General features: G+C 31.6%; 11 protein-coding genes and 3 tRNA genes. 3 read left to right on the top strand and 11 right to left on the bottom strand.

The window, feature by feature from the left end; all coding sequences use genetic code 11:
* Positions 1-230: PLDc N-terminal domain-containing protein (locus DFQ09_RS16745; RefSeq protein WP_147298364.1), on the bottom strand; the 230-nt coding region annotated here is incomplete at its 3' end.
* An 806-nt stretch (positions 231-1,036) separates the two neighbouring features.
* Between DFQ09_RS16745 and DFQ09_RS16750 the strand changes: the two genes are divergently transcribed.
* Both DFQ09_RS16750 and DFQ09_RS16755 read left to right on the top strand, forming a co-directional pair.
* Positions 1,037-1,600 carry a Crp/Fnr family transcriptional regulator gene (locus DFQ09_RS16750; protein ID WP_115812432.1) on the top strand — a complete coding sequence of 188 codons (564 nt, stop codon included), beginning with the start codon at positions 1,037-1,039 and terminating at the stop codon, positions 1,598-1,600.
* A gap of 60 nt (positions 1,601-1,660) precedes the next feature.
* Positions 1,661-2,239 (top strand): NAD(P)H-dependent oxidoreductase, encoded by a 579-nt coding sequence (locus DFQ09_RS16755; RefSeq protein WP_115812434.1) that lies wholly within the window; start codon positions 1,661-1,663, stop codon positions 2,237-2,239.
* Positions 2,240-3,148: 909 nt separating this feature from the next.
* On the opposite strand, the gene DFQ09_RS16760 is transcribed toward DFQ09_RS16755, so the two are convergent.
* The 3 genes from DFQ09_RS16760 to DFQ09_RS16770 all read right to left on the bottom strand — a co-directional run bounded on the left by DFQ09_RS16760 (position 3,149) and on the right by DFQ09_RS16770 (position 3,472).
* A tRNA-Arg gene (locus tag DFQ09_RS16760) sits at positions 3,149-3,222 on the bottom strand.
* A gap of 34 nt (positions 3,223-3,256) precedes the next feature.
* Positions 3,257-3,331, bottom strand: a tRNA-Pro gene (locus DFQ09_RS16765).
* A 52-nt stretch (positions 3,332-3,383) separates the two neighbouring features.
* Positions 3,384-3,472: transfer RNA gene (locus DFQ09_RS16770), tRNA-Ser, on the bottom strand.
* Positions 3,473-3,696: 224 nt separating this feature from the next.
* Between DFQ09_RS16770 and DFQ09_RS16775 the strand changes: the two genes are divergently transcribed.
* The gene (locus DFQ09_RS16775; RefSeq protein WP_115812436.1) at positions 3,697-4,290 is read left to right on the top strand and encodes a hypothetical protein; all 594 of its coding nucleotides are present in this window, start codon (positions 3,697-3,699) and stop codon (positions 4,288-4,290) included.
* A 46-nt stretch (positions 4,291-4,336) separates the two neighbouring features.
* On the opposite strand, the gene DFQ09_RS16780 is transcribed toward DFQ09_RS16775, so the two are convergent.
* From DFQ09_RS16780 to tsaD, 7 genes are all read right to left on the bottom strand, one after another.
* Positions 4,337-5,518, bottom strand: coding sequence for a THUMP-like domain-containing protein (locus DFQ09_RS16780; RefSeq protein ID WP_115812438.1), 1,182 nt, complete (start codon positions 5,516-5,518; stop codon positions 4,337-4,339).
* 7 nt (positions 5,519-5,525) lie between these two features.
* Entirely contained in the window at positions 5,526-6,614 is a 1,089-nt protein-coding gene (locus DFQ09_RS16785; protein ID WP_115812440.1) for an AI-2E family transporter, read from the bottom strand.
* A gap of 131 nt (positions 6,615-6,745) precedes the next feature.
* Positions 6,746-7,255, bottom strand: coding sequence for a TrmH family RNA methyltransferase (locus tag DFQ09_RS16790; protein ID WP_115812442.1), 510 nt, complete (start codon positions 7,253-7,255; stop codon positions 6,746-6,748).
* Between the two features lie 291 nt (positions 7,256-7,546).
* Complete coding sequence (locus tag DFQ09_RS16795; protein ID WP_115812664.1) at positions 7,547-8,188, bottom strand: DUF4159 domain-containing protein; 642 nt, start codon at positions 8,186-8,188, stop codon at positions 7,547-7,549.
* A gap of 1 nt (position 8,189) precedes the next feature.
* On the bottom strand, positions 8,190-8,894 hold the full coding sequence (locus DFQ09_RS16800) for a 16S rRNA (uracil(1498)-N(3))-methyltransferase (RefSeq protein WP_115812444.1): 705 nt from the start codon (positions 8,892-8,894) through the stop codon (positions 8,190-8,192).
* A complete protein-coding gene (locus DFQ09_RS16805; protein ID WP_115812446.1) occupies positions 8,894-9,526 on the bottom strand; it encodes a peptidylprolyl isomerase in 633 nt (210 codons plus the stop codon). Before DFQ09_RS16805 ends, DFQ09_RS16800 begins: the two co-directional genes overlap by 1 nt.
* Before the next feature lie 304 nt (positions 9,527-9,830).
* A complete protein-coding gene (tsaD, locus tag DFQ09_RS16810; protein ID WP_115812448.1) occupies positions 9,831-10,853 on the bottom strand; it encodes a tRNA (adenosine(37)-N6)-threonylcarbamoyltransferase complex transferase subunit TsaD in 1,023 nt (340 codons plus the stop codon).
* Positions 10,854-11,080 lie beyond the last annotated feature (227 nt).

The raw sequence follows: 11,080 nt of genomic DNA on the forward strand, positions 1-11,080 counted from the left end.
AATTCCGTTCTGTTAAAATTCGGTTGAAATTTTCTCGGTTCTTTCGTTACATATTTTTTCTTTAATTGAAAGTAAAATATCGAGCCTAAAACTGGAAAAAATAGAACAGCTAAAAGCCAAATTGTATTCATATTCGGGTTTTTAAATCTCGACCTTGTTATGTCAATAATTGCCCAAAACCATAATATAATGGTTAAAATCACAAATCCAATAATCAATGTTGTTTCCATAATTTTATATTTTATTATTTAATTTTCTGTTTAGCACAATGTTTGTCTTAAATTGCGTAGAACTTGTTATATCATAACTTTTATCGCTCATATCCCACAAATTAAATAGGTAATAGCAAGTGTTTTAAATATTTAATGTCATTAGCTACGAAGTTAATTATATTTCTAATAAAAACTATACGTAAAGTTACGTACGCTTCATTAAAAGCCAAGATAAAACCTTCTATTCTAAATTACTTACGGTAAACCGTAATTGCCAACACATAACAACCAAAACCCTATACAGATCAAACCCGCTTTGATTATGCAAGGTGGTATTAATAGCTTCAATGCTATAGTCTCTGTCTGCTATAAACGGCATGAGGTGTTTAATTACAGGACGTACTTTTTTTATTTTATGGGCTTTAAGCTTGTTGTCGGTTCATCTAGAAAAATTACTGGTGGAATGTGGTAAACTTTTATGAATATTATCTATAGAAAATTTATTTACTGCAAATTATATGGACAAGTCAACCATTAATTAAGTGTTTCTATTCAAACATTAATCTATATTTAGGTCCAAAAAGCAGAAATATAAAGTATAGGTTATAGCGTGGTTATGTAATGCTTATAGCGTTGTTGTAGCACGGTTATATTGTGTTTTATTCCAGTAAAGAAGTACTGTGGTAAAAAATGCAATTAATTAATATAACTAAATAAGGTTACATGTATCTTTAGACTATAAAACACCAAACATAGTATATAAATTATCAACCTAAATTAAATTTTAACCTGTAGTCATATTTCAAGATAAGACATTAGAGAAAATGAGAAGCTATTTAGAAACATTTAATGTATTGACCGCAAACGAAATTGACCTATTTGAAAAAAAAGTAGTGCTTAAAAAACTAAACAAAGGCGAGTTTTTTATAAAAGAAGGACAAACTTGCAAAGAAGTGGGTTTTGTAACCTCTGGGTTGTTTAGATCATTTTACCATTCATCATCGGAAGAAGAAGTAACATATTGCTTTACTTTTTCCAATTCGTTTGTGAGTGCTTATTCTTCGTTTTTATCTCAAAATAAAACAGTTGAGAATATTCAAGCTTTAACCGATATTGAGATTTTAACAATATCAAGAAATGAAATTTTAAAATTAGAGCAATCAAGTACTAATTGGTTGAGATTTTTTAAACTAATCGCAGAACAAGAATATATCAAAATGGAAAAAAGAATTTTCCTATTACAAAAAGAAACTGCTGAAAAACGGTATCGCGATTTACTCATTAATCAACCTGAATTTTTACAATTAATTCCTCTCAATTTGCTTTCGTCATATTTAGGTATTACTCAAAGACATTTGAGCCGAATAAGAAAGTCGATTTCGAACTAGACAAATGTCCTTTCAAAGAAAATTAATTGTGTAGTTCTTTGTAAAAAACAAAGGACAAGTATGAAACAAGTACTAATAATTAATGGACATCCTGATAAACAGAGTTTTAATTATGCTTTGTCAGAGGCTTATATTAAGGGCGCAAATAAAACAGATTCACTATTGACCCAAATTAACATTGCTGAATTGAAATTCGATCCTAATCTAAAATTTGGTTATCGAAAAAGGATGAAATTAGAACCAGATTTAGTGAATGCCATTGATAAAATAAAAAAAGCCGATCATATCGTGTGGATATTTCCAATGTGGTGGTATGGTTATCCTGCGTTAATGAAAGGCTTCATTGACAGAACATTTCTACCTGGAATTACCTATCAACCAATTGAAGGAAAACCATTACCAGATAAACTGTTGAAAGGTAAATCAGCACGCTTAATTATTACAGCGGATACGCCAAAATGGTATGATTTTCTAATAATGAAAAGTCCCGCAATAAATCAATTTAAAAAAGGGACTTTACAGTTTTGTGGAATAAATCCTATTAAAGTAACTTTTATTGCAACAATGAAAAATTCAAGTAGTGATTTTAAAAAAAAATGGTTAGAAAAAATATGTTTGTTGGGAGAAGCCTTAAAATAACTGAAACAAGCAAAGAGCTGTAAAAAAAAACAAGAAAGAATTTAAAGATTTTTCGCTAAAGTACTTTTGTAATTGCCATTAAATAGTAATCACTATTCAATAATACTAAAATATTGTCTTAATAATTAAAAGGATGCAACAACGCATTCCAATCCAACAATCTATCCTAACAATTAGGTGTTTTTCACAAACATTAGTCTGTATTTAGCTCCAAGAAGCAGACATATAAAGTACAGGTTATAGCGTGGTTATGTAGTGCTTATAGCGTTGTTGTAGCATGGTTATATTGTGTTTTATCCCAGTATAGATAAGGTTTAAGTGTGTTTGTGAAGGGTTATAGTAGTTTTGTAATTAAAAACATAAACAAGGACGTGCATATATGATGGCTTGAATAAGGTATAGCTTCTTAAATTTAAAGTAGAGTGGTGGAGTGCCTTTTATTGGAGATTTATATAAAGTTAAAGTGACTAATTATCTAAGGTATTAGCTTAGTGATGCCCTATCCGTTTAAAATAAAACAAAATTACTAGGATTTAATTTTCTCAATTATTTAATTTGGTATGTGTTTTAGGTACGAGTGGTAATGAACGCCAAAAACTCTAAATAAGATATCTCGGATAGAATGAGAGTTTTAAATAGACTCTAAATTGTAATCGAAATTATATTTGTAGTATTTGCCACCATATTTTATTAAAATAGTGTTAAAAATCAATTTGTGTGCGTAAAGTGTGCGTAATCGAGAAATCTTATAAAAATTATTTCACTCATTAATTAATATATAGTCATAATTTTTGTAAAATTCAGGCTTGTTCTTGTTAACAATAAAAAGGTGTATCATTTTGATTTACAGATTAATACGCGTATTTGTTAAACACAAAAAAGCCTCAACATAAATGTTAAGGCTTTTTGTGATCGCACTAGGATTCGAACCTAGGACCGCCTGCTTAGAAGGCAGGTGCTCTATCCAGCTGAGCTATGCGACCATTCCAGAGTAAAACTCTAAAAATTCAATAAAAGTCGGGGTGGCAGGATTCGAACCTGCGGCCTCCACGTCCCAAACGTGGCGCGATAACCGGGCTACGCTACACCCCGAATTGGTTATCATTAATATTACTAACAGTCGCATATGCTGCAGTAAATTTTGCGGAGAGACAGGGATTCGAACCCTGGGTAAGTGTTTCCACCTACGACGATTTAGCAAACCGCTCCTTTCGGCCACTCAGGCACCTCTCCAATAAGCAAAAGAACATTCTCTTTAAATGCGGATGCAAATGTAACTTAACATTTTAAAGAACGCAACAATTTTTTTGAGTTTTTTTAAAAAAATATCGGAATATTTTACATCGCATATTTAAGTGTATATTTATCAGAGAGATATAAGAATTGTGTCGAAATTTCTTATATCTATTTAGTGTTTGTTTTATTAAAGTGACCATTTATAAATTCTAAAGTGTTAAATGTCTAGTTATAAAAAGGATAGAGCGTTTACAGATTACGTGCATAAACATATTGCACTACCTAATATTTATAAACGCATTGATTGGCAAGAGGTTAGGTTAAAAAAGAGCTACGCTAAATTTATTGACATGACGGACGGTATTGATTACATTTTTAGAAATGGAAATGCTATAAAAAGTGTACAAGAACGTTTTAGAGAAGAAAAATATAAAACCTTCAACGATTTTACAATTCGTTATAGACGCGATAAAAACAAACATGAGGATCGTAAAGAATCTGAATATTTTAAAATGAAGGCGCATTATTTTACTTATGGTATTTTAAATTGCTCTAAAAAAGAAGTAAGCAAATCTTCAGTATTTTTGAAATATGCCATTATCGACCTAAAAAAAGTATATGAAAAGTTAGATTCTGGAGCTATATTTATTTCTGATAATGGCCAGAATAAATGTCGAATTATAAATAATAACCGATTAGAATGTCCTGTGAAATATAATTCAGATGGATCGTCCTCATTCTTTCCTGTTGATATTTCATTCTTGGTTAAACTTTGGGGAGGTGATATGGTTGTTGTTCAAGACGGATTTCTGTGACTGAAGAAATGAATACCAACTAGACAATAATATGATATAAGAATTGCTAATATACTTTAGAGCACACAATAATAATTTTAGAATCATTACAATCTGTAGTGAAAAAGAGATAGCTATTTCCGCCATCCTTAACTTTTAGTTTTTTACGAATATCGCTTACAGAAAGCGGAAAGTTTCGAGTGGTGATGTTTGCTTTCGAGATTTTTTCTTTTGAGAATGTTTTTTTGTTGAATGGTAGGATCTTTTCAATTATAAATCGTCTACCCGGAAAATCTATAAGGGTCTCAGAAGTGTATAAATGCGAGTGTTTGTGTAATTTGTCTATATTAAGAAGCGCACTAACCGAATTAAAACTCCCCGATTTTAAAACAGCAGCATTGGGTTCGTATAAATAGGTGAGGGGCTCATTGTAAGTTGCTATGGCTTCAGACTCATTGCTGAAATTAAAATTAAAATCTTGAGATTTATCTTTTTGTAAATTCACTGTTTTTACTAAAACGTTACCGTTATAATTACGCTCTAAGGTCCATAATAACTCTTTAACCTCATTGTTAACGGCCACAACATGAATTTCTTTTACATAATTTAAATCAGAAAGTGTCGCCGATAAATCCAATAATGGCGAGGTTTTAATCATCACATTCTTAGCATATTTTAGAAATAGATCTTGATATGTTTTTATGTTTGGTTCGCAATCTGAAAGTAAAAACACTTTTTGTTTTGAATCGTCACGACGCGATGGATCCACATAAATCCAATCTAACGGCGTATTAATGTGTTTTAAAGCTTCGATTCCATTTTCGTTAATGCAGATAATATTAGTAATATTGAGCGCTTCTATGTTGTGTTTTACAAGTTCGGATAATTCAGAATTAATTTCACAATGGGTAACATGGTTTACTTGTTTTGAGAAATAATAAGCATCAACTCCAAATCCTCCTGTGAGGTCAATTAACGAATTTCCAGATACTAAACTAGCTTTAAATTCAGCAGTTAGTTCTGAAGAGGTTTGTTCAATATTTAACCTGTTAGGGTAGTATATATTTTGTGTTGTAAACCACGTTGGTAGTTTCTTATGGCACCGTTTTTTCGCTTCAATTTGTTCTATGATTAATTTTGAATCTACCGATTCAAAAGGAATACCTTTTAATAATAAAGCAGAAGTGTCTGAATTTACATTGTCGTTTATAAAGTCTTGAATTTCAATATTTAAAAGTGTCTTATTCAATTTGAAACTATAGGTTTTTGGTGAACTTCTGAACGATGTTATAATCTGATAAGAACTCTTTTAAAATTACTTTTATTGCTGTGTAAGTCGGTATCGCTACAATCATTCCTACTACACCAAATAAAATGCCTGCTATGATGATAACTAAGAAGATTTCTAACGGATGAGATTTTACACTTTTAGAAAAAATGTAGGGTTGACTAAAGAAATTGTCTACCAATTGTGCAAAAATAAAACCAATCATCACATAGGTGGTTTTTGGTAAAATCACTTCGCTAAAGCTTTCTCCTAAATTGCTAGACATACTTAATAAAAGCATTAAAAATCCACTAACTAATGGCCCAACATAAGGCACAAGATTAAGAAGTGCACATAAAAATGCGATAACAATAGCATTATCAATTCCAAAGACTAGTAAGACAATAGTGTATATTACGAATAAGATTAAAATTTGAAATATAAGACCTACAAAATAACGTGATAGTAAATCTTTAATGGTTGTAATTGAGCGCTTAGAACGCTCTTCGTTTCCGCTGGGAATAAATGTCATTAAACCATCTTCAAACAACTTACTGTCCTTTAAAAAGAAGAATGAAATAAAGAGTACGGAGAACAGTCCGATGCTAAAACTGCCTAAGCCGCTAATAAAGCTATTTAAAAAGTCTGGTATAATAGCAAAATCGAGTTTTGAAAGTAAATGTGAATCTTCTATAGATTGTTCAATATCAATATTATTAAACTGAAAGTAGGTGATAATTTGATCATAAAGATTTTCAATATTACCTTGTAGTTGTTCAATATTTAATAAGGCTAAATTATGACCTTGCTCAATTATTAATGGTATAAATAATCCTATAAGACCGACTAATATCCCTAGAAGTAAAACCATTGTGGTAACCACAGCAATGGTATTGTTAAATTTTAATCGCTCTCTTAAAAATAGTATAATTGGTCGTCCTATTAATGAAATAACAACAGCAAGAGCGATGTAAACAATAACAGATTGAATTTTAAATAAGAAATATAATATCAAAATTACAGCTAGAACAACCCCTAAAGCTCGTAAAATACCGTTGGCTATGATTTTTGAATTCATGTGTTTGTATTTATTGTTTTAATAGGACACATGTTGTTCGCTATTAATAGTCTGCTTGATTGAAATTGCGTTTAGCAGGCTCGTTTCATGCGATAAATATACTTAAAGATGTTGAGATTAAATGTTTCAATCTAAATAGCATTCAATTGTTTTGTGATTTCATAAAGGGCAATACTAGTAGCTTGGACAACATTCATGCTGCTATTATTTCCAAACATATTAATATGAACGATAGCATCTACTTGTTCTAAAATAGCCTCAGATACTCCAAAATTTTCATCACCTAAAATTAACGCAATGGGTTGGTTGGTTTGAAGTTTAAATTCGGTTATGGGCTGACTGTTTTCTGAAATTTCTAAAGCAATGATATAATAGTTATTTGCCTTTAAAGTTTTTACTTGTGTTTCAATAGCGTCTTCTATACTGTAATCAACATACTTTTCTGTAGAACGTGATGTCTTTGTCATGCGTTTACCTAATGAGATATCTGAGCCGCAAAAAATGAGTTTTTCAATGCCAAAAGCATCTGCAATTCTGAATAGACTCCCAATATTTGGAGCATTGGTAACATTATCGCAAACTACTGTGATAGGAAATGTTTGTTTTTTGAAATTGGAATTGTAGTGGTTTAACTGGCTCAAAAGTTAGGTTTAAAATTTTATTGAAAGGCTTAATCAATTAATATGAGTTGCATTTCCGCAATTATATATTGAATGATATGAATGTCCGAAGCAACATGTTATTCTTTTAGGACATTCAGCATGAAAGTTAGATAAGCCAGCGGAGTAGGTATGACTATTTATAGACTCCATAGACTGAAATGTAAAAGCTAAAACTAATAAAGCTGCTGTTATTTTATATTTTATGGAAAGCTTCTTCATAATCTATTTCTTCTTTGTTCTTGACTCTTTGATCTTTATTCTAAATAAAAATTAATTCTCAAAAGCATACTTCAGAATGTTAGCACCCATTTTTAGTGCTTTCTCTCTGACATCTTCCGGGTCATTATGTACTTCTTGGTCTTCCCAACCATCTCCTAAATCACTTTCAAGAGTAAATAATAATACCAATCTATTATCTTGAAAAATCCCAAAAGCTTGAGGCGCTTTACCGTCGTGCTCATGGATTTTAGGTAAACCATTTGGAAATTCAAATGCCGAACTAAATATTTTGTGGTCCTTAGGAATTTCGATTAATTCATTATTTGGAAATACTTTCTTCAGTTCTCTAGTGATGTAAGGTTCCATTCCATAATTGTCATCAATATGAAGAAACCCACCAGAAATGAGATAATTCCTTAAATTTTCAGCATCATCATCACTAAAAAACACATTACCATGACCCGTCATGTGTAAAAAAGGAAACTGAAAAACATCAATACTTCCTGCTTCTACAGTTTGAATACTTTCGTTGATGTTAGTGTCAATATTATCATTACAATACTTTACTAAATTCGGTAAAGCCGTTGGATTACTGTACCAATCGCCTCCTCCTTTATATTTTAGGATGGCGACATCTTGGGAAAACAAGAAGAGGGAAAAGAGAGAAAAGAAAAGAGAAAAAAGTACTTTCATATTATTCATTAGTATATGCCACAGAATGGCAAGCTGCAATAGCAGCCGTTTCTGTTCTTAAGCGTGTCTCACCCAAAGTTACGGGAATAAAATGGTGCTCCAAGGCCATTTCGATTTCTTTAACGCTAAAGTCTCCTTCTGGTCCAATTAAAATGATACAATCTGATGCTGTTTTTAATTGCGATTTTAAAGATTTTTTATCTGTTTCTTCACAATGAGCAATAAAAATCTGATCTGTAAAATCTTGATTCATGAAGTCTTTAAAAGCGACTGGAGCATTTAATTTTGGTAAATAACATTGCAGCGATTGTTTCATTGCGGACTGAATGATTTTTTCAAAACGTTCGGTCTTCACCACTTTACGTTCGCTATGATCGCAAATAATAGGGGTAATGGTTTCTACACCCATCTCTGTTGCTTTTTCTAAAAACCACTCGTACCTGTCGTTCATTTTTGTTGGAGCAACAGCTAAATGTAAATTATAACCTCTTTTAGGTTGTAGGCTTTTAGAAGTAATAGCAACCGTGCAATGTTTCTGATCTGCTAATGTGATTTCTGCAGTAAACAACCAACCATTTCCATTGGTGATATGCAACGTGTCACCAATAGTTTTGCGTAAAACTTTTGCGATATGCCTGCTTTCGTCTTTGTCAAAACTAAAGCTTGTATCGTTTTCAGAAATATTTGGATTGTAAAATAATTGCATTATTCAATATCTTCAGTGAATTTTAAGACTGTAATCTCTTCAATTGGTGTTCTGTTTTCGGTTTTAAGAACTAAATAATATTTTTTATTTTCAATATCGTCGATAGGAAAAACATCTCCGATGTCATGATTTTCATGTATTGCCACAGCATCAAAAGCAAGAGGCATATCACCAGCTTTTATCCATCCGGTATCACCTTTTGTTTTTGCTGTATTTCCTGAAGAGTGGTGCTTTGCTAAATCTTTAAACTTATAGCCTTGTTGGTATAATGCAAAGACCTTCTCTCGTTTTATTTTGGCTTCTTCTTCTGAAGTTTTAAACGCATCGATTACAATAATGTCAAATTTAAAATGATCCACATCAGATTTATCCACAACTTTATAAAAGGTTTTTTTAAAGTCGGTTCTTGTTACTTTTTTTCCACCTTTAGAAAGATTAAACAGGTCGTTGGCTAATCTGGTTTTATGTTTTTCTCTATTATATGTAGATAATTTACCTTGTTTAGGTTTGTTTTCTTTTAAAAACGCCGTTGCTTCCTCTGACGTTGAAATGGAATCGAGTTGTTTTTCAAAAGACTCTTGAGAAAAACTGAATAAAGGAATTAAAAGTAAAAGTGTAAATAAATGCTTCATAATTTAGATTTGAATTTAGTTAGATTTTGGGGTACTGCAAAGCAACTAAATTTTAGGTTATAATTGAAGTAAAGAATGTAAGAATATTAACAGATGTTTTAACAATTTTGAAAAAGAAACTCTTTTGTAATGTGCAAAAATCTTGTAGATCTAAAAATTAGACCTGAATTGATGACTTCTCTCTCCAAGAATTTTATTTTTTCTGAGAATCTCTGTGTACAACTTTTTCACTGAGATACTCAGAAGTAGCAGGATAATAAAATCTAATTGGTAAATAGTGTTTTTAAGAATATAAACTCAAAAATTATATTTTCAATCGTGCCGTAGCCATGACATCAAAATCCGAAAAATCTTTCTCTAAATATTTTAAATATCCAACAATAGCAATCATGGCAGCATTATCGGTGGTGTATTCAAACTTTGGAATATAACTCGTCCATCCAAATTTTTGTTCAGCATCTTTAAGTGCTTTTCTAATACCTGAATTCGCTGAAACGCCTCCGCCAATTGCAATATGATTTATGCCAGTTTGCTTCACAGCTAGTTTTAATTTAGCCATTAAAATTCCAACGATAGTATATTGAATAGACGCACAGATATCATTTAAGTTTTCTTCAATAAAATTAGGATTTACTTTGACTTCGCGTTGTACAAAATAGAGAATGTTCGTTTTTAATCCTGAAAAACTGAAATTCAAGCCATCAACTTTTGGTTTGGTAAATTGATACGCTTTCGGATTTCCGAGTTGCGCACGTCTGTCAATTTCTGGTCCTGCAGGATATCCTAAACCTAAAACTTTTCCGCTTTTATCATAAGCTTCGCCAACGGCATCATCAATAGTTTCACCTATAACTTCCATGTCAAAATGACTATTCACTTTTACAATCTGCGTGTGTCCACCAGAAATAGTCATGGCTAAAAAAGGGAAAGGTGGTTTTTTATGATCTTTTTCGTCAATAAAATGGGCTAAAATATGGGCTTGCATGTGGTTGACGTCAATCAAAGGAATATCCAACCCGTAAGCCAACGATTTGGCAAAAGAGGTGCCAACTAATAAAGAGCCCATTAACCCTGGACCTTTAGTGAAAGCTACAGCGCTCAATTGCTCCTTTTTAATTCCGGCTTTTTCTATGGCTTGGTGTACCACTGGTACAATGTTTTGTTGGTGCGCACGCGATGCTAATTCTGGTACAACACCACCATATTCAGCATGTATTTTCTGATCTGCAACAACATTGCTTAGAATTTGATCGTTACATAGTATTGCTGCGCTTGTGTCATCGCAAGACGACTCAATTCCGAGGATGTAAATATTTTCTTTTTTCATAGTCGATATTGGGCACAATAATTGTTAATTTTACCAGTTAAAGTCCTTTTCCTTATTTAACAACGTATTGTATGGACAAAGGTAATAAGAAATCAGACCAAATGAATTTTAAAATGGTTGATAATAAATTTGAATTATTTTTTCTTTTTAAGATATAAAAAATCTAAGCATAGCCATAGCTACGGTTCTATTTTTTAATGAAATAAAAAGGATAAAAGAAACTAATT

This window comes from Winogradskyella pacifica, from assembly GCF_003386275.1.
In the GTDB taxonomy this organism is placed as follows: domain Bacteria; phylum Bacteroidota; class Bacteroidia; order Flavobacteriales; family Flavobacteriaceae; genus Winogradskyella; species Winogradskyella pacifica.

Bases quoted from the DNA above. Each gene is read 5' to 3' on its own strand.
- DFQ09_RS16750 (WP_115812432.1), top strand. From the start codon at position 1,037: ATGAGAAGCTATTTAGAAACATTTAATGTATTGACCGCAAACGAAATT.
- DFQ09_RS16775 (WP_115812436.1), top strand. From the start codon at position 3,697: ATGTCTAGTTATAAAAAGGATAGAGCGTTTACAGATTACGTGCATAAA.
- DFQ09_RS16800 (WP_115812444.1), bottom strand. From the start codon at position 8,894: ATGCAATTATTTTACAATCCAAATATTTCTGAAAACGATACAAGCTTT.
- DFQ09_RS16805 (WP_115812446.1), bottom strand. From the start codon at position 9,526: ATGAAGCATTTATTTACACTTTTACTTTTAATTCCTTTATTCAGTTTT.
- DFQ09_RS16785 (WP_115812440.1), bottom strand. From the start codon at position 6,614: ATGAATTCAAAAATCATAGCCAACGGTATTTTACGAGCTTTAGGGGTT.
- tsaD (WP_115812448.1), bottom strand. From the start codon at position 10,853: ATGAAAAAAGAAAATATTTACATCCTCGGAATTGAGTCGTCTTGCGAT.
- DFQ09_RS16755 (WP_115812434.1), top strand. From the start codon at position 1,661: ATGAAACAAGTACTAATAATTAATGGACATCCTGATAAACAGAGTTTT.
- DFQ09_RS16795 (WP_115812664.1), bottom strand. From the start codon at position 8,188: ATGAAAGTACTTTTTTCTCTTTTCTTTTCTCTCTTTTCCCTCTTCTTG.